The organism is Pseudomonas halotolerans, from assembly GCF_039581215.1.
GTDB lineage: Bacteria > Pseudomonadota > Gammaproteobacteria > Pseudomonadales > Pseudomonadaceae > Aquipseudomonas > Aquipseudomonas tehranensis.
This window is the reverse complement of the sequence record NZ_JBCNTJ010000010.1, coordinates 108,023-126,404: the sequence shown is the minus strand read 5'-3', so window position 1 is coordinate 126,404 and position 18,382 is coordinate 108,023. Positions and strand designations below refer to the sequence as shown.

19 protein-coding genes and 1 pseudogene are annotated in these 18,382 nt (G+C 60.6%); all 20 read left to right on the top strand.

Going from position 1 to position 18,382, the window contains the following annotated elements:
• Window positions 1-3 precede the first annotated feature (3 nt).
• Window positions 4-1,212, top strand: coding sequence for a sensor histidine kinase (locus tag AAIS01_RS15540; protein ID WP_343469660.1), 1,209 nt, complete (start codon window positions 4-6; stop codon window positions 1,210-1,212).
• A 5-nt stretch (window positions 1,213-1,217) separates the two neighbouring features.
• Window positions 1,218-2,606: a sigma-54-dependent transcriptional regulator gene (locus AAIS01_RS15535; RefSeq protein ID WP_343469659.1), complete on the top strand. Its 1,389-nt coding sequence runs from the start codon at window positions 1,218-1,220 to the stop codon at window positions 2,604-2,606.
• A gap of 214 nt (window positions 2,607-2,820) precedes the next feature.
• Window positions 2,821-3,147 carry a flagellar hook-basal body complex protein FliE gene (gene fliE / locus AAIS01_RS15530; RefSeq protein WP_047226246.1) on the top strand — a complete coding sequence of 109 codons (327 nt, stop codon included), beginning with the start codon at window positions 2,821-2,823 and terminating at the stop codon, window positions 3,145-3,147.
• Between the two features lie 15 nt (window positions 3,148-3,162).
• A complete protein-coding gene (gene fliF / locus AAIS01_RS15525) occupies window positions 3,163-4,947 on the top strand; it encodes a flagellar basal-body MS-ring/collar protein FliF (RefSeq protein WP_343469658.1) in 1,785 nt (594 codons plus the stop codon).
• A complete protein-coding gene (gene fliG, locus AAIS01_RS15520; RefSeq protein ID WP_003199086.1) occupies window positions 4,940-5,959 on the top strand; it encodes a flagellar motor switch protein FliG in 1,020 nt (339 codons plus the stop codon). Before fliF ends, fliG begins: the two co-directional genes overlap by 8 nt.
• Window positions 5,960-5,966: 7 nt before the next feature.
• Window positions 5,967-6,812 carry a flagellar assembly protein FliH gene (gene fliH / locus AAIS01_RS15515; protein ID WP_343469657.1) on the top strand — a complete coding sequence of 282 codons (846 nt, stop codon included), beginning with the start codon at window positions 5,967-5,969 and terminating at the stop codon, window positions 6,810-6,812.
• Window positions 6,802-8,160 carry a flagellar protein export ATPase FliI gene (gene fliI / locus AAIS01_RS15510; RefSeq protein WP_256232217.1) on the top strand — a complete coding sequence of 453 codons (1,359 nt, stop codon included), beginning with the start codon at window positions 6,802-6,804 and terminating at the stop codon, window positions 8,158-8,160. The genes fliH and fliI overlap by 11 nt, the downstream gene beginning before the upstream one ends.
• Window positions 8,161-8,166: 6 nt before the next feature.
• On the top strand, window positions 8,167-8,616 hold the full coding sequence (gene fliJ / locus AAIS01_RS15505) for a flagellar export protein FliJ (protein WP_047226250.1): 450 nt from the start codon (window positions 8,167-8,169) through the stop codon (window positions 8,614-8,616).
• 103 nt (window positions 8,617-8,719) lie between these two features.
• Window positions 8,720-9,019, top strand: a pseudogene (locus AAIS01_RS15500) (STAS domain-containing protein); the annotation flags it as partial.
• A gap of 105 nt (window positions 9,020-9,124) precedes the next feature.
• Complete coding sequence (locus AAIS01_RS15495) at window positions 9,125-10,831, top strand: ATP-binding SpoIIE family protein phosphatase (protein WP_343469656.1); 1,707 nt, start codon at window positions 9,125-9,127, stop codon at window positions 10,829-10,831.
• 31 nt (window positions 10,832-10,862) lie between these two features.
• The gene (locus AAIS01_RS15490; protein WP_092458410.1) at window positions 10,863-11,207 is read left to right on the top strand and encodes an Hpt domain-containing protein; all 345 of its coding nucleotides are present in this window, start codon (window positions 10,863-10,865) and stop codon (window positions 11,205-11,207) included.
• An 88-nt stretch (window positions 11,208-11,295) separates the two neighbouring features.
• On the top strand, window positions 11,296-12,669 hold the full coding sequence (locus AAIS01_RS15485; protein ID WP_343469655.1) for a flagellar hook-length control protein FliK: 1,374 nt from the start codon (window positions 11,296-11,298) through the stop codon (window positions 12,667-12,669).
• A 227-nt stretch (window positions 12,670-12,896) separates the two neighbouring features.
• Complete coding sequence (gene fliL, locus AAIS01_RS15480; RefSeq protein WP_343469654.1) at window positions 12,897-13,397, top strand: flagellar basal body-associated protein FliL; 501 nt, start codon at window positions 12,897-12,899, stop codon at window positions 13,395-13,397.
• A 9-nt stretch (window positions 13,398-13,406) separates the two neighbouring features.
• Entirely contained in the window at window positions 13,407-14,375 is a 969-nt protein-coding gene (gene fliM, locus AAIS01_RS15475) for a flagellar motor switch protein FliM (protein WP_003184019.1), read from the top strand.
• Window positions 14,376-14,429: 54 nt separating this feature from the next.
• Window positions 14,430-14,888: a flagellar motor switch protein FliN gene (gene fliN, locus AAIS01_RS15470; RefSeq protein WP_047226255.1), complete on the top strand. Its 459-nt coding sequence runs from the start codon at window positions 14,430-14,432 to the stop codon at window positions 14,886-14,888.
• The gene (fliO, locus tag AAIS01_RS15465) at window positions 14,889-15,326 is read left to right on the top strand and encodes a flagellar biosynthetic protein FliO (protein WP_343469653.1); all 438 of its coding nucleotides are present in this window, start codon (window positions 14,889-14,891) and stop codon (window positions 15,324-15,326) included.
• The gene (gene fliP, locus AAIS01_RS15460; protein ID WP_343469652.1) at window positions 15,326-16,075 is read left to right on the top strand and encodes a flagellar type III secretion system pore protein FliP; all 750 of its coding nucleotides are present in this window, start codon (window positions 15,326-15,328) and stop codon (window positions 16,073-16,075) included. Before fliO ends, fliP begins: the two co-directional genes overlap by 1 nt.
• A gap of 24 nt (window positions 16,076-16,099) precedes the next feature.
• Window positions 16,100-16,369, top strand: coding sequence for a flagellar biosynthesis protein FliQ (fliQ, locus tag AAIS01_RS15455; RefSeq protein WP_047226258.1), 270 nt, complete (start codon window positions 16,100-16,102; stop codon window positions 16,367-16,369).
• Between the two features lie 4 nt (window positions 16,370-16,373).
• On the top strand, window positions 16,374-17,156 hold the full coding sequence (gene fliR, locus AAIS01_RS15450; RefSeq protein WP_343469651.1) for a flagellar biosynthetic protein FliR: 783 nt from the start codon (window positions 16,374-16,376) through the stop codon (window positions 17,154-17,156).
• 3 nt (window positions 17,157-17,159) lie between these two features.
• Window positions 17,160-18,296, top strand: coding sequence for a flagellar biosynthesis protein FlhB (flhB, locus tag AAIS01_RS15445; protein WP_343469650.1), 1,137 nt, complete (start codon window positions 17,160-17,162; stop codon window positions 18,294-18,296).
• Window positions 18,297-18,382: the final 86 nt, after the last annotated feature.

Genomic DNA, 18,382 nt, shown 5'->3' with positions numbered 1-18,382 from the left:
ACGATGACCCAAGCCGCCCAGATCTCACCTGTCCCCGAGCCGGGGATCATGCCGTCCGCCGAACAGGCAAGCCGGGTTGGACTTGAGCAGGCCTTTTCGCTGTTCGACCAGATGTCCAGCCGGTTGACCGATTCCTACAGCCTGCTCGAAGCTCGCGTCACTGAGCTCAAGGGCGAGCTGGCAGTGGTCAGTGCCCAGCGCATGCAGGAGCTGGCGGAAAAGGAACGCCTGGCCAATCGGCTGCAAAATCTCCTCGACCTGTTGCCCGGTGGCGTTATCGTCATCGATGCCCATGGGCGCGTGCGTGAAGCCAATCCGGCGGCCTGCGAGCTGCTCGGCCTGCCGTTGGAGGGCGAGTTGTGGCGGCACGTCATCGCCCGCTGCTTCGCCCCGCGTGAAGACGACGGCCATGAAGTGTCGCTCAAGGACGGTCGGCGCCTGTCCATCTCCACGCGTTCGCTGGACGCCGAGCCCGGGCAGTTGGTATTGCTCAATGACTTGACTGAAACCCGTCACCTGCAAGATCAACTGGCCCGCCACGAACGCCTGTCTTCCCTGGGGCGAATGGTGGCCTCGCTGGCTCATCAGATTCGTACGCCGCTGTCGGCTGCCCTGTTGTACGCCAGTCATCTGACCGAGCAGCAGTTGCCGATGGAAACCCAGCAGCGCTTCGCCGGGCGCCTGAAAGAGCGGCTGCACGAACTGGAGCATCAGGTGCGTGACATGCTGGTGTTCGCCCGTGGCGAGTTGCCATTGACGGATCGCGTCACCCCCAAGGCTTTGCTGCAATCCTTGCAGGCCGCCGCATTGACCCACGTGCAGGACCTGCCGATTCGCTGGCAATGCGACAGCCATGCTGGCGAGGTGTTGTGTAATCGCGACACCCTGGTGGGCGCGGTGTTGAACCTTATCGAAAACGCGGTCCAGGCCAGCGGCGGCGATGTCCGGCTCAAGGTGCACCTGTATACGCGGGGCAATACCTTGCGCTTATGCGTCAGTGACAGTGGTAGCGGCATCGAGCCGGCGGTGCTGACGCGTTTGGGTGAACCCTTTTTTACCACCAAGACCACAGGCACGGGCCTTGGCCTGACCGTAGTCAAGGCTGTGGCGCGTGCCCATCAGGGCGAATTGCAACTGCGCTCGCGTCTGGGGCGTGGCACCTGTGCGCTGGTGCTTTTGCCATTGTTTTCCAGTACGCCGGGAGTGGAGTGAAGGTCATGGCGATCAAGGTGTTACTGGTTGAGGATGACCGGGCCCTGCGTGAGGCGCTGGCCGATACCCTGGTGCTGGCCGGGCACGATTACACCGCTGTCGGTTCGGCGGAAGATGCCTTGCTGGCCGTGGCTCAAGAGACCTTCGGCCTGGTGGTCAGTGACGTCAACATGCCGGGCATGGATGGTCATCAACTGCTCGGCCTGTTGCGCGCCCGTCAACCTCAATTGCCGGTCCTGCTGATGACCGCCCACGGCGCCGTCGAGCGCGCGGTGGAGGCCATGCGCCAGGGGGCTGCGGATTATCTGGTCAAACCGTTCGAGCCCAAGGCGCTTTTGGACCTGGTGGCTCGTCATGCCTTGGGCAGCCCTGCCGTCGAGGGTGAAGGCCCGATAGCGATCGAGCCGGCCAGCGCGCAGTTGCTGGAGTTGGCCGCACGGGTGGCGCGCAGTGACTCCACTGTTTTGATTTCCGGCGAGTCCGGCACCGGCAAGGAGGTGCTGGCGCGGTACATTCACCAGCAATCCCGGCGCGCCAGCGAACCGTTCATTGCCATCAACTGTGCAGCGATTCCCGACAATATGCTGGAAGCGACGCTGTTTGGTCACGAGAAGGGGTCGTTTACGGGAGCCATCTCGGCCCAGGCCGGCAAGTTTGAGCAGGCTGACGGGGGCACCATTCTGCTCGATGAAATCTCCGAGATGCCCCTCGGCCTGCAAGCCAAGCTGCTGCGGGTGTTGCAGGAGCGGGAAGTGGAGCGGGTCGGTGCGCGCAAGCCGATCAATCTGGATATCCGCGTGGTGGCGACCACCAACCGCGACCTGGCCGGCGAAGTGGCGGCGGGGCGCTTTCGTGAAGACCTTTATTACCGTCTGTCCGTGTTTCCGCTGGCCTGGCGACCGTTGCGCGAGCGCACCGCCGATATCCTGCCGCTGGCCGAGCGTTTGTTGAGCAAGCACGTCAATAAAATGAAGCACGCGGCAGCCAGACTGTCCCCCGACGCCCAGGCTTTTCTGATTGCCTACCGTTGGCCTGGCAATGTTCGGGAGCTGGACAACGCCATTCAGCGGGCATTGATCCTGCAGCAGGGCGGATTGATCCAGCCGGAAGATTTCTGTCTGAGCGGTCCGGTCGCCTGCGCGCCATTGCCCGCAGTGACAGCGGTCCCAGCGTTCGCCCCTCCGGTGGAAGTGGAGGGCGAATCGGCGGGAGCTTTGGGAGACGACCTGCGTCGTCGCGAATTCCAGATGATCATCGACACCCTGCGCGCCGAGCGTGGCCGGCGCAAGGAAGCGGCTGAGCGCCTGGGGATCAGCCCCCGCACCCTGCGCTACAAGCTGGCGCAAATGCGTGACGCCGGAATGGACGTCGAGGCCTACCTGTTCGCCAGTTGAGTGATGTGACCGAATATCCCTTGTGGGAGCGGGCTTGCTCGCGAAAGCGATTTACCAGTCGCCGTTGCATTGACTGAACCACCGCCTTCGCGAGCAAGCCCGCTCCCACATGCATTTGTTTTTTACGGCCACGGAGCTGGCACCCTTGTTGCTAATACCTGAGTACCCGTTGAGTAAGTGTCAAAAAAATGCGGGCCGCCAGAGAGAGTAGACCATGAGCCAAGGTATTGAATTTAATCGGTTGATGCTGGACATGCGGGCCATGCAAATGGACGCCATGGCACAGCCTAAGTCGGTCGCGGTCCCGGAAGTGGGCGCCAGCAGTTTTTCCGACATGCTCGGTCAGGCCGTCAATAAAGTGAACGATACCCAGCAGGCCTCGAGTCAGTTGGCCAGTGCTTTCGAGATTGGCAAAAGTGGCGTCGACCTGACGGACGTGATGATCTCTTCGCAGAAAGCCAGTGTCTCGTTTCAGGCGTTGACCCAGGTTCGCAACAAGCTGGTTCAAGCCTATCAAGACATCATGCAGATGCCGGTCTAAGGAAATTATTGAGTCATGGCAGAAGCAGTCGTAGATAACGTTCCGGCCAAGGCCACTCCGCCCGACGGCAAACCGCCGCTGTTCGGTCTGTCCTTCCTGGAAAACCTCTCCGAGATGACCATGCTGCGTCAGGTGGGCCTGTTGGTCGGCCTGGCTGCGAGCGTGGCGATCGGGTTTGCCGTGGTGCTGTGGTCCCAGCAGCCGGACTACCGTCCTTTGTACGGCAGCCTGGAGGGCATGGACGCCAAGCAAGTCATGGAGACCCTGGCTGCTGCCGACATTCCTTATACCGTCGAACCCAATTCCGGCGCTTTGCTGGTCAAGGCTGACGACGTGGCTCGCGCGCGCCTCAAGCTCGCCGCTGCCGGCGTCACGCCCACCGATGGCAATATCGGTTTCGAAATCCTCGACAAGGACCAGGGCCTGGGTACCAGCCAGTTCATGGAGGCGACCCGTTATCGCCGTGGCCTTGAAGGCGAGTTGGCGCGCACCATTGCCAGCCTGAACAACGTCAAGGGTGCCCGTGTGCACCTGGCGATTCCCAAAAGCTCGGTGTTTGTGCGCGATGAGCGCAAGCCGAGTGCTTCGGTACTGGTAGAACTGTATTCCGGCCGCTCCCTGGAGCCTGGTCAGGTCGTGGCCATCGTCAATCTGGTGGCAACCAGTGTTCCCGAGTTGAGCAAATCCCAGATCACTGTGGTCGACCAGAAAGGCAACCTGTTGTCCGATCAGGCGGAGAACTCCGCGTTGACCATGGCCGGCAAGCAATTCGATTACAGCCGTCGCATGGAAGGCATGCTGACTCAGCGGGTGCACAATATTCTGCAACCGATCCTGGGTAACGACCGCTACAAGGCCGAGGTGTCGGCCGATGTGGATTTCAGCTCCGTCGAATCGACCTCGGAACAGTTCAACCCCGATCAACCGGCGTTGCGCAGCGAACAGTCGGTGAACGAGCAGCGCACCGCCAGCAACGGCCCGCAAGGTGTGCCTGGTGCGCTTAGCAACCAGCCGCCGTCGCCGGCCAGCGCGCCCCAGACCACCGGTGGTGCCACTGCGGCCGCTGGCATGGTGCAACCAGGCCAGCCGCTGATCGACGCCAACGGTCAACAGATCATGGACCCGGCCACCGGCCAGCCAATGCTGGCGCCGTACCCGGCCGACAAACGCCAACAATCGACCAAGAACTTCGAGCTCGACCGTTCCATCAGCCACACCAAGCAACAACAGGGCCGTTTGAATCGCCTGTCGGTCGCGGTGGTGGTGGACGATCAGGTCAAGATCAACCCGGCCAATGGCGAAACCAGCCGAGCCCCGTGGAGCGCCGACGAATTGGCGCGCTTCACTCGCCTGGTGCAGGACGCCGTGGGTTTCGACGCCAGCCGTGGCGACAGCGTAAGCGTGATCAACGTACCGTTCTCCCAGGAGCGTGGCGAAGAGATCGCCGACATTCCGTTTTATTCGCAACCCTGGTTCTGGGATGTGGTCAAGCAAGTATTGGGTGTGCTGTTCATCCTGATCCTGGTGTTCGGCGTGCTGCGTCCGGTGCTCAACAACATCACCGGTGGTGGCAAGAGCAAGCAGTTGGCGGGCTTGGGTGATGTAGAGCTGGGAGGCATGGGCGGCCTGGATGGCGAATTGGCCAATGATCGCGTCAGCCTCGGCGGGCCGCAGAGCATTCTGCTGCCAAGCCCGAGCGAAGGCTATGACGCTCAGTTGAACGCTATCAAGAGTCTGGTGGCAGAAGACCCGGGTCGTGTGGCCCAGGTCGTGAAAGAGTGGATTAACGCAGATGAGTGATAATCGAGCCGCTGTTGCCAAATTGTCCCGGGTCGACAAAGCCGCGATTTTGCTGCTGTCCCTGGGGTCGACCGACGCCGCCCAAGTGTTGCGTCACATGGGGCCCAAGGAGGTCCAGCGCGTGGGCGTGGCCATGGCGCAGATGGGCAACGTGCACCGTGAGCAGGTCGAGCAGGTGATGAGTGAGTTCGTCGACATCGTCGGCGACCAGACCAGCCTGGGCGTCGGCTCCGACGACTACGTGCGCAAAATGCTCACCCAGGCGCTGGGCGAGGACAAGGCCAATGGCTTGATCGACCGGATTCTGCTGGGTGGCAACACCAGCGGCCTGGACAGCCTCAAGTGGATGGAACCGCGCGCGGTGGCCGATGTGATTCGCTACGAGCACCCGCAGATCCAGGCGATCGTGGTGGCTTACCTCGACCCGGACCAGGCCGGTGAAGTGCTGGGCAACTTCGACCATAAGGTACGACTGGACATTATTTTGCGCGTGTCATCGCTCAACACCGTGCAGCCGGCGGCCCTGAAAGAATTGAACCAGATACTCGAGAAACAGTTCTCGGGCAACTCCAATGCCTCGCGCACCACTCTGGGTGGTATCAAGCGCGCGGCGGACATCATGAACTTCCTCGACAGTTCGATCGAAGGTCAGTTGATGGATTCGATCCGCGAGTTCGACGAAGACCTGTCCGGTCAGATCGAAGACCTCATGTTCGTGTTCAACAACCTGTCCGATGTCGACGATCGCGGCATTCAGGCACTGTTGCGCGAAGTGTCCTCCGACGTCCTGGTATTGGCCCTCAAGGGGTCGGACGAAGGCGTCAAGGAAAAGATCTTCAAGAACATGTCCAAACGGGCGGCCGAACTGTTGCGCGACGATCTCGAGGCCAAGGGCCCGGTACGTGTCAGCGACGTGGAAACCGCACAAAAGGAAATCCTCACCATCGCCCGCCGTATGGCCGAAGCCGGAGAGATCGTGCTCGGTGGCAAGGGCGGCGAAGAGATGATCTAAGGTCGTTATGTCTGCCAAGAGTGATGATTCACCCAGCGACCTGATCCGTGCGCGGGACGTCGGTGGCTTCGACGTCTGGTCACTGCCCAGCTTCGATCCCCACGTCCCCGAGCCTGAGCCTGAGCCCGAAGAAGAACTGCCGGAAATGGAGGAGGTGCCGCTGGAAGAAGTCCAGCCACTGACCCTCGAAGAAGTCGAAAGCATTCGTCAGGAGGCCTACAACGAAGGCTTCGCCATTGGTGAAAAAGAAGGTTTCCATAGCACCACGCTCAAGGTTCGCCAGGAAGCCGACGTCGCGCTGACCGCCAAGCTCCGCGCGCTGGAGTCGCTGATGCTCAACCTGTTCGAGCCGATCGCCGAGCAGGACACTCAGATCGAGAAATCCCTGGTGGGGCTGGTGCAGCACATCACTCGACAGGTGATTCAGCGCGAACTGGCCATCGATTCGAGCCAGATCGAACACGTCATGCGTGAAGCTCTCAAGCTTTTGCCATTGGGCGTGGGCAATGTGCGGCTGTACATCAATCCTCAGGATTTCGAACTGGTCAAAGCCCTGCGAGAGCGTCATGAGGAAACCTGGCGTATCGTCGAGGACGAATCCCTGCTGCCGGGCGGTTGTCGCGTGGAAACCGAGCACAGCCGCATTGATGCGACCATCGAAACCCGCATCAGCCAGCTCATGGCCAAGCTCTTCGACCAATTACACGAACAGGCGCTGCACCCGGCCGCTGCCGACCTGAGCCTGGAATTGCCGGACGAGCCCCAGGTCGTCACCAGCATTGACCCGGACGCCGCAGGGCTGGATGCTCCTGAACTCACGACGCCTGAACTGGACGGCCGCGATGCGCCTTGAGCGAACCAGCTTCGGCAAGCGCCTGGGCAGTTACGCCGAGGCCACCGAGTTGGCCGGCCAGCCGATCCTGGAAGGACGCTTGCTGCGCATGGTCGGCCTGACCCTCGAAGCCGAGGGGCTGCGTGCCGCCATGGGCAGTCGCTGCATGGTGATCAACGACGACAGTTATCACCCGGTGCAGGTCGAGGCTGAAGTCATGGGCTTCTCCGGCAGTAAGGTCTTTCTGATGCCGGTGGGCAGCGTGGCCGGCATCGCACCCGGGGCGCGGGTGGTGCCTTTGGCCGACACCGGTCGGCTGCCCATGGGCATGAGCATGCTCGGACGGGTGCTGGACGGTGCCGGGCGAGCGCTCGACGGCAAGGGCGGCATGAAGGCCGAAGATTGGGTGCCGATGGACGGCCCGACGATCAACCCCCTCAAACGCGACCCCATCAGCGTACCGCTGGACGTGGGCATCCGGTGCATCAACGGTTTGTTGACGGTCGGGCGCGGCCAGCGCTTGGGCCTGTTTGCCGGTACCGGGGTGGGCAAGAGTGTGCTGCTGGGCATGATGACCCGCTTCACCGAGGCGGACATCATCGTGGTGGGGTTGATCGGCGAGCGGGGGCGTGAGGTGAAGGAGTTCATCGAGCACATCCTCGGTGAAGAGGGCCTCAAACGATCAGTGGTGGTGGCTTCGCCGGCCGATGATGCGCCATTGATGCGTCTGCGGGCCGCCATGTACTGCACGCGCATCGCCGAATATTTCCGCGACAAGGGCAAAAATGTCCTGCTGCTGATGGACTCGTTGACCCGCTTCGCCCAGGCCCAGCGGGAAATCGCTTTGGCCATCGGCGAGCCGCCGGCCACCAAGGGCTATCCCCCCTCGGTATTTGCCAAGTTGCCCAAGCTGGTTGAACGCGCGGGTAATGCGGAGAAGGGCGGCGGTTCGATCACGGCGTTCTATACCGTGCTGTCCGAAGGCGACGACCAGCAAGACCCCATTGCCGACTCGGCCCGTGGCGTGCTCGACGGTCACATCGTGCTGTCCCGGCGCCTGGCCGAAGAGGGACACTATCCGGCCATCGACATCGAGGCGTCCATCAGCCGGGTCATGCCATCGGTTATCAGTGCCGAACATATGAAACGTGCGCAACAGTTCAAGCAATACTGGTCGCGCTATCAGCAAAGCCGCGATCTGATCAGTGTCGGTGCCTACGTGCCGGGCGGTGATCGTGAGACCGATACCGCCATCAATCTCTATCCGGCAATGGCGGTTTACCTGCGCCAGAGCCTGAACGACAACATCGGCATGGGCGCCAGCGAAGCGCACCTGCAGAGCATCTTCACTCCGGTCGCGGGCGGGTAACCGGCCATGGCCACGAGTCGTGCGGCACGTCTGGCGCCCGTGGTGGAGATGGCGGAAAAGGCCGAAAAAACTGCCGTCCAGCGCCTGGCCTATTTCCAGGGCCAGGTGGCAGTCGCCGAAAGCAAACTGGCGGACCTGGAAAACTTCCGCCTCGAATATCAGGAACAATGGATCGCCCGTGGCAGTCATGGGGTTTCCGGCCAATGGTTGCTGGGTTACCAGGGTTTTCTTGCGCAGCTGGGCACCGCCATCGACCAGCAGCGCCAGAGTCTGGTCTGGCACCAGAACAACCTGGAAAAGGCCCGCCAGAGCTGGCAAGAAGCTTTCGCCCGGGTTGAAGGCCTGCGCAAACTCGTACAGCGGTATATCGACGAAGCGCGGCGATTGGAGGACAGGCGCGAACAAAAATTGCTGGATGAACTGTCCCAGCGTCTACCGCGTCAGGACCCCTATTGATCATCGGTTCGGGATTTTATTGGGCGAGTGATCCAAAACCTTGCTCAGACTTCTACCAGGTGCTACACCTTGTACACGTATGTCCATGACAAGGAAGCCGAACATGTCAGTCGTTACCGAAGTATCACCCAATGGGCAGAAGCTGACGATTTCGATCAAGGGTCGTTTCGATTTCGGGCGGCATCAGGAGTTTCGCGAGTCTTACGAACGGCTCAACACGATACCCGCCTCCATCGTGGTGGATTTGAAAGAAGTCAATTATCTCGACAGTTCAGCCTTGGGCATGCTCTTGCTGCTGCGCGACTATGCCGGTGGCGAAGATTCGGATATCCGGATCGTGAACAGCAACAGTGACGTCAAGAAAATCCTCGCGATCTCAAATTTCGACAAGCTGTTCGATATCTATCCGAAAGAAGGCCTTGTGAAAGACAGCGCCGCAGAGCAAGACAAGCCACAGGCGGGTCATTCCCAGGACAAGTTGCATCCAGGCAAAGCCTGACCCATAGCCATGTTGCCTGACCTCGAGCCGCTGACGGTCCTGATTGCCGAAGACAGTGCCGCTGACCGACTGCTGCTGTCGACTATTGTCCGTCGCCAGGGCCATCACGTGCTCACCGCGGCTGACGGCGCCGAGGCGGTGGACCTCTATACCCAGCAGCGTCCGCACCTGGTGTTGATGGATGCAATGATGCCGGTGATGGATGGTTTCGAGGCGGCGCAAAAGATCAAGCAACTGGCCGGGGAGCAACTGGTTCCGATCATTTTCCTCACCTCGTTGACCGAAAGCGAAGCCTTGGCTCGTTGCCTGGAAGCCGGGGGTGACGATTTTCTGGCCAAGCCCTATAACCAGGTCATCCTGGCCGCCAAGATCAAGGCCATGGACCGTTTGCGTCGGTTGCAGGCCACCGTCGTGGAACAGCGCGACCAGATCGCCCGGCACCATGATTACCTGCTCAACGAGCAGCGCGTCGCCAAGGCGGTGTTTGACAAGATCGCCCATTCCGGCTGCCTGAGCGCGCCGAACATCCGTTACCTGCAATCCCCCTACGCCCTGTTCAACGGCGATCTGCTGCTGGCCGCATTCAATCCGGCCGGCGACATGCACATCCTGCTGGGGGATTTCACCGGGCACGGTTTGCCGGCCGCGGTGGGTGCGATGCCGCTGGCGGAGGTGTTCTACGGGATGACGGCCAAAGGGTACGGCTTGGCGCAGATCCTGCGGGAGATGAATGCCAAGCTCAAGCGAATCCTGCCGGTGGACATGTTCTGTTGTGCGACCCTGTTGTGCCTGAGTTTCCAGCGCTGCACGGTGGAAGTCTGGAACGGCGGCATGCCCGATGGCTACCTGCATGACAGCCTCAGCGGCGTGCGTACGCCATTGCCGGCGCGGCATTTGCCGCTGGGCGTGCTCACTCCCCAGTTATTCGATGACCGCACTGAAGTGCACGCGATGTCGCTGGGTGATCGAGTGTTCCTGTTGTCCGACGGTGTGATCGACACCGCTGACGACAGTGAGCAGCTGTTTGGCGTGGAGCGGTTACAACAGGTATTTGCGGCCAATCGAGAACCCGAATACCTTTTCGAAGACATCCAGCAGGCTCTGCGGGATTTTCGCGGCGAACCACGGGATGACTTCAGTATGGTCGAGGTGCGCCTGGTCGCGCCGACGCAACTCAACCCGCCGCCGCCGGTCTATTCCGATAGCGGCCAGTCCAGTCCACTGGACTGGTCGGTGACGTTCGAGTTCCGGGCGCAGACGCTAAAGCGGTTCAACCCGATGCCGTACCTGTTGCAGTTGTTGCTTGAGGTTCATGGGCTCAGGGCTCAGAGTGGCGCCCTTTACAGCGTGCTGTCGGAGCTCTACTCCAATGCTTTGGAGCATGGCGTATTGGGGCTCGATTCGAGCATCAAGCGTGATGCGTCGGGCTTCGCCCGTTATTACAGCGAACGCAATCGGCGCCTGGATGAATTGAATACCGGGCATGTGCGGGTCCATTTTCACGTCACGCCTCACGGTGAGGGTGGTCGCCTGGTCATTGAAGTCGAAGACAGTGGTCAGGGCTTCGATGTCGACCGGGTGCTGGCGCGCCCCTTGGACTGTAACCGGCTGTCGGGGCGTGGTGTTGGCCTGGTGCGGCAGTTGAGCCATCAAGCCTGCTGGTCCGACGATGGTCGTAGTGCGCACGTGGAATTTTTCTGGGAGGCTCTGGCATAATCGGCGCCATTCTTGATCAGGGAGCGAACAAGTGAGTGAGATTCATCTGGACCGCGACGTACTGAGTACGTTGAAGGAAGTCATGGAGGACGGGTATCTGGAGTTGCTGGATACCTTTCTCAACGATTCCGAAGCGCGCCTGCGTGTGCTGCATGAAGCTCGGGACGCGGAGAAGCTCAGTGCCACGGCCCACAGCTTCAAGGGCAGCAGCAGCAACATGGGCGCCATCCGCCTGGCAGAGCTGTGTGGTGAGTTGGAGCAGCGTGCCAAACAGCCGTCGTTGGGCGGGATCGAGAAACTGGTCAGTGAAATTGATAGTGAGTTCGCTCACGTTCGAAAGCTATGCCGGGAAGAGCGTGAAGGCTTCCACTGCTGAACTTCAAACATTGCCGACACATTGGCCCGGCCCTTGCATTGTCCTGTCTTGCCTGTACCTATGATTCCAGTGCAGCGGAGACCTTTTTATGCCCGTAACGCCCAATATACTGCTTCAGGCCGCCGTTCAGGCCAAGCCTCAGGCCGCTGTCAATTCACCGGCAGCGGCCCCGGAATTCGGGGATAAAGCCTCAAGCTTCGCCCAGGTCTTCGCCCGTCAGGCGCCTGCCAAATCATCGGTAACCCCCGAGCCATCGGCTAAACCGGTGCGCGATAAGGCATCAGATAACACCCTCAAAAAGGACGACGGCAACGAGACCGCTGCCGCCCCCGAGCCGACGGTTGCCGATAGCGGCAAATCCTTGCCCGCCGACAAACCGGCAACGGCTGATGACAAGGTGGCCAGTGATGACGGTGCCGATACAACTGAAGCCCCAGCGGCGGAAGTTGCTTCTGGCGATCCCGCAGTTGATCCCGCTTTGCAGCCGGACATGGTCGTCCCGGTCGTCACAACTGAGGCGCAGCCAGCACCCGAGGTGGTCACGACAGTGTCTCAAACCGCTGCAGCTCCGGTTGCCCCGCTGGCCGCGCCGGCCGCGCCAGCCCAGGCGTCGGCATCTGCAGTTGACCCTGAATTCGATCCGCAGGCCGATCCGCTCGATGCATTACCTGCCTTGCGCTTGGCGATGGAGCAGGGCGGTCATGTTTCCGCCGCCAGCCAGGCCCAGTCCAAGACTCCTGCGCCGGCATCGCTCGACGGTGAATCGACATCTGCTCAAACCTTTGCCGCCGGCATGGCAAGCATGCTCACCGTGCAGGCTGATCAGAACAGCACCGGCCCAGGCAGCCAGGGCGGTGACAAGGCATTCAGCGGCCTGATCACTGAGGGCCTCAAAGACCTGACCGCCGCTTCCAGCGATACCCGAGTGGATGATTTTGCCAACCGTCTGGCAGCGCTGACCCAGGCCGCCACGCCAAAGACCGCCAATGCGATACCGGTCAATCAGCCTATCGCCATGAATCAGAGCGGCTGGACCGAAGAGGTGGTCAACCGGGTCATGTACCTGTCGAGCGTCAACCTCAAGGCGGCCGATATCCAGTTGCAGCCGGCCGAACTCGGTCGCCTGGACATCCGCGTGAACATGGTTCCGGACCAGCAGACCCAAGTTACATTCATGAGTGCTCACTCCGGCGTTCGCGAAGCCCTCGAAGGTCAGATGCATCGCCTGCGCGACAGTTTTGCCCAACAGGGCATGGGTCAGGTCGATGTCAGCGTGTCTGACCAGTCCCGTGGCTCCCAGGGGCAGGATCAGCAAGCGCAGCAGCAGGCCCAGGCTGGGCGTACAACATCGTCCGGTGGACGTGTGGATTCGGTAGAGGAAGACCTGCCAGCCAGTATCGCTGAAGTAGCAGCCACTGCCACCAGCGTGATCGGCACCAGCGCGGTCGACTTCTACGCCTGACCAAACGCTGAAAACCCTGTGGGAGCGGGCTTGCTCGCGAAGGTGGTGGGTCAGTCGGCAATAATGTCGACTGACACTGCGCCTTCGCGAGCAAGCCCGCTCCCACATTGGTTTATGGTGTCCTGAAGATTTATCTCACCTCCCATTCTCCAAACACTTCTGGCATAACACTTGCTCCAGCCTTGCCGTGCAACAGTGAAAACCCCGATTAGTGACGGATTATTGGCATGGCGAAGAGCGAAGCAGCAGCTGTAAAAGACCCGGCAACCAAGGGCAAACTCAAGCTGATCATCTTGATCGTGGTGGGCTTGCTCCTGGCCATTGGCGTCTCCGTAGGGGCGACCTGGTATTTCATGCACAACGCTCAAAGCAAGCCAGCCGTGGTCGAAGCCGCGCCGGTGGGCAAACAGCCAGCGATTTTCGAGCCGATGGCGCCTGCTTTTGTGGCCAACTACACCCAGAACGGTCGCCAACGCTACATGCAGGTCAGTATCACCTTGTTGGGCCGCAACCAGGCTGACCTGGAAGCGCTGCGGGTGCACATGCCGCTGATCCGCAATAACCTGGTGATGCTCTTTTCCGGACAGAATTTCGACACCCTGGCCACGCCCGTCGGCCAGGAAATGCTGCGTCAGAAAGCCACGGCCAGCGTGCAGGAAGTGGCTCAGAAGGAGCTCGGCAAAGTGGTGATCGAACAGTTGCTTTTCACTAATTTCGTATTGCAGTAGGAACCCGACATGGCCGTGCAGGACCTGTTGTCCCAGGATGAAATCGACGCGCTGTTGCATGGTGTCGACGATGGCCTGGTGCAGACCGAAAACGCTGCTGAGCCGGGCAGCGTCAAAAGCTACGACCTGACCAGCCAGGATCGCATCGTTCGCGGACGGATGCCGACCCTGGAAATGATCAACGAGCGTTTCGCCCGATACACCCGCATCAGCATGTTCAACATGCTGCGCCGTTCGGCCGATGTGGCGGTGGGTGGCGTGCAGGTGATGAAGTTCGGTGAATACGTGCACTCGCTGTATGTCCCCACCAGCCTCAACCTGGTGAAGATCAAGCCGTTGCGCGGCACTGCGCTGTTCATCCTCGACGCCAAACTGGTGTTCAAGCTGGTGGACAACTTCTTCGGTGGCGACGGTCGTCACGCCAAGATCGAGGGGCGTGAATTCACCCCGACCGAGCTGCGGGTCGTGCGCATGGTGCTTGAGCAGGCCTTCGTCGATCTGAAGGAGGCCTGGCAGGCGATCATGGAAGTGAACTTCGAGTACATCAACTCGGAAGTGAACCCGGCCATGGCCAACATCGTCGGCCCGAGCGAAGCGATTGTGGTTTCGACCTTCCACATTGAGCTCGATGGCGGTGGCGGCGATCTGCACGTGACCATGCCGTACTCGATGATCGAGCCGGTGCGGGAAATGCTCGATGCCGGTTTCCAGTCGGATCTCGACGATCAGGACGAGCGCTGGATCAATGCTTTGCGCCAGGATGTGCTGGATGTCGACGTGCCGATCGGCGCGACGGTTGCCCGGCGTCAGTTGCGCCTGCGGGACATCCTGCATATGCAGCCGGGGGACATTATCCCTGTCGAGATGCCTGAAGACATGATCATGCGCGCCAACGGTGTACCGGCCTTCAAGGTCAAGATGGGCTCTCACAAAGGCAACCTGGCGTTGCAAGTGATCGAGCCGATCGAACGCCGCTGAGCGGTGTCGAACCCTTACGTTTTTAACTGAATTTTTGCCCGCCGAGGACAAATGATGGCTGACGATATGAACACCCAGGATGACCAGGCGCTGGCCGACGAGTGGGCTGCAGCCCTGGAAGAAACCGGCGACGCCGGGCAGGCCGACATTGACGCTTTGCTGGCGGCCGACACTGGCGCTCACGCCTCCAATCGCCTGCCGATGGAAGAGTTTGGCAGCGTGCCTAGAAGCAACGAACAGGTGACGCTGGACGGGCCGAACCTCGACGTGATTCTCGACATCCCGGTGTCGATTTCCATGGAGGTAGGCAGCACCGACATCAACATTCGTAACCTGCTGCAACTCAACCAGGGCTCGGTGATCGAGCTGGATCGCCTGGCTGGCGAGCCACTGGATGTGCTGGTCAACGGCACGCTGATCGCCCATGGCGAGGTGGTGGTGGTCAACGAGAAGTTCGGCATTCGCCTGACGGACGTGATCAGTCCAAGCGAACGCATCAAGAAGCTGCGCTGAGTGAAAGGTTTTTTCGCAACAGCCCTGATGCTGCCGTTCAGCGTACTGGCGGCCGAACCGGTCGCTGCCGTAGCTGCCGCACCGGCGGCGGGTAGTGGGATAGCCGGGCAACTGGCGCAATTGGTGCTCGGCCTGCTGCTGGTGCTGGGGTTGATCTTCTTCCTGGCCTGGCTGCTGCGGCGCGTGCAACGGGCGGGGCCAGCCGGCAAGGGGCAGGTCATCGACATCGTCGGTTCCCGCGCGCTCGGCCCGCGGGACCGGCTGGTGCTGGTTCAGGTTGGCAACGAGCAGATTCTGCTGGGGCTGAGCCCGGGCACCATCACCGCATTGCATGTTCTCAAGGAGCCGGTGCAGGTGCCTGACACCGACCAGGCCACCCCCGAGTTTGCCCAGCGCCTCATGGAGCTGTTGGGTAAAGATCAGAAGGATAAAAAGTAATGCCGTTGCGCATTCTGTTGGCAGTGCTTCTGATGCTGGCTGCGCCGTGGGTGCTTGCCGCCGATCCGCTGTCGATCCCGGCAATCACCTTGGGCACCAACGCCGAAGGGGCCCAGGAATATTCGGTCAGCCTGCAGATCCTGCTGATCATGACCGCGCTGAGTTTCATTCCGGCGTTCGTCATGCTGATGACCAGCTTCACTCGGATCATCATCGTCTTTTCGATCCTGCGCCAGGCCCTGGGCTTGCAGCAGACGCCGTCGAATCAGATTCTGACCGGCATGGCGCTGTTCCTGACCATGTTCATCATGGCGCCGGTGTTCGACCGGGTGAACCAGGATGCGTTGCAGCCCTACCTGGCGGAAACCATCACCGCCCAGGATGCGGTGGCCAAGGCTGAAGTGCCGATCAAGGATTTCATGCTGGCCCAGACTCGCAGCAGCGACCTGGAGCTGTTCATGCGCCTGTCCAAGCGCACTGACATCGCCAGTCCCGATGAGGCGCCGCTGACTATCCTGGTGCCAGCATTCGTGACTTCGGAACTGAAGACCGCGTTCCAGATTGGCTTCATGATTTTCATCCCGTTCCTGATCATCGACCTGGTGGTCGCCAGCGTGCTCATGGCCATGGGTATGATGATGCTGTCGCCATTGATCATTTCCCTGCCGTTCAAAATCATGCTGTTCGTGCTGGTGGATGGTTGGGCGCTGATCATTGGCACCCTGGCGGGCAGTTTCGGCGGTGTTTAGGCCATTTGTGCGGGTAGCAAGAATATGACGCCTGAAGTAGCGGTAGACCTGTTCCGCGAAGCGCTCTGGCTGACGACCATGATGGTCGCCGTGCTGGTGATACCCAGCCTGCTGGTGGGCTTGCTGGTGGCGATGTTCCAGGCCGCGACCCAGATCAACGAACAGACCCTCAGCTTCCTGCCGCGTCTGCTGGTGATGCTGGTGACGTTGATCGTCGCCGGTCCCTGGTTGGTGCAAACCTTCATGGAATACATCCTGCAGCTGTACGGCAGTATTCCGCAGCTGATCGGTTGACCTGATGTCGATGCTCGAACTGACGGATACCCAGATCAGTACCTGGGTGGCGTCATTTATCCTGCCGCTGTTTCGGGTCACCGCGGTGCTGATGAGCATGCCGGTCTTTGGCACCACCCTTGTGCCGACCCGTATACGGCTGTATTTCGCCCTGGCGATCACGGTGGTCATCGCGCCGGGGCTGCCACCTATGCCGCCGGTCAACGCCCTGGACCTCAGTGCATTGATGCTGGTGGCCGAGCAGATTCTGATTGGCGTCTTGATGGGCTTTTCGCTGCAACTGTTCTTTCAGGCATTTGTGGTCGCCGGGCAAATCATTTCGATCCAGATGGGCATGGCGTTCGCCTCCATGATCGACCCCACCAACGGCGTGAACAGCGCGGTGATCGGGCAGTTCCTGACGATGCTGGTGACCCTGCTGTTTCTGGCGATGAACGGGCACCTGGTGGTGTTTGAGGTGCTGACCGAGAGCTTCACCACAATGCCGGTGGGCAGCGCGATGCTGGTCAATCATTTCTGGGACGTCGCCGGCAAGCTCGGCTGGGTTCTAGGCGCGGCGATGGTGTTGGTATTGCCCGCAATTACCGCGCTGCTGGTGGTCAATATTGCCTTTGGTGTCATGACCCGGGCGGCGCCGCAGTTAAACATTTTCTCCATTGGTTTTCCGCTGACCCTGGTGCTTGGCCTGGTGATTTTCTGGATCAGCCTGGGGGATATTCTCAATCAGTACCAGCCGTTGGCGACCCAGGCCCTGCAGCTGTTACGCGACATGGCACAGGCGCGCTGAACCATGGCCGAAAGCGAGAGTGGTCAGGACAAAACAGAAGACCCCACGGAGAAGCGCAAGAAAGAATCCCGGGACAAAGGTGAGATTGCGCGCTCCAAGGAGCTCAACACCCTGGCGGTGACGATGGCTGGGGCGGGTGGCTTATTGATTTACGGCGGCGGTCTGGCCTTGGATCTGCTGGAAATCATGCGGCTGAATTTTTCCTTGCCCCGTGAGGTGCTGCTTACTCCTGGCGCCATGGGGCAATACCTGTTGCACTCCGGCAAGATCGCGATCCTGGCGGTGCAGCCGGTCCTGATCTTTCTCCTGCTGGCGGCCATTATTGGTCCGATCTCCCTCGGAGGCTGGTTGTTTGCCGGCAAGAGCCTGGCCCCCAAGTTCAGTCGGATGAACCCGGCTAACGGCCTCAAGCGAATGTTTTCCAGCACGGCGCTGATTGAGCTGCTCAAGGCGCTCGGGAAGTTCCTCCTGATCCTGTTCGTAGCGCTGACGGTACTGCAGGCCGATATCGATGATTTATTGCGCATTGCCCATGAGCCCTTGGAGCAGGCGATCATCCACAGCGTGCAACTGGTGGGCTGGAGTACTTTGTGGATGGCTTGCGGCTTGATTCTGATCGCCGCCATCGACGTGCCCATCCAGCTGTATCAGAGCAAGCAGAAGCTGATGATGACCAAGCAGGAGATCCGCGACGAGCACAAGGACCAGGAGGGCAAGCCGGAGGTCAAGCAACGGATCCGTCAGTTGCAGCGTGAAGTGTCCCAGCGCCGGATGATGGCGGCCATTCCAGACGCCGACGTGGTGATCACCAACCCGACCCACTATGCCGTGGCGCTCAAGTACGATCCCGATAAAGGCAATGCCCCGGTATTGCTGGCCAAGGGCAGTGATTTCCTGGCCCTGAAGATCCGCGAGATTGCCGTAGCCAACGAAGTGATGCTGCTTGAATCCCCGGCGTTGGCGCGGTCGATTTACTACTCCACCGAACTGGACCAGGAAATTCCTGGCGGCCTGTACCTGGCCGTGGCTCAGGTGTTGGCCTATGTCTATCAGATCCGTCAACACCGCGCCGGCAAGGGCAAGCGCCCCGAGCCGCTCAAGGATTTGCCGATTCCACCGGATTTGCGCCGCGACTCCTGACTCGGGCTCCCACTCGATGGCATTCAGCGCCTTGGCTAGCGCCTCTATTTCAGCCTCCGACGAAAGTTGGAAGGCTTCTTGCAATA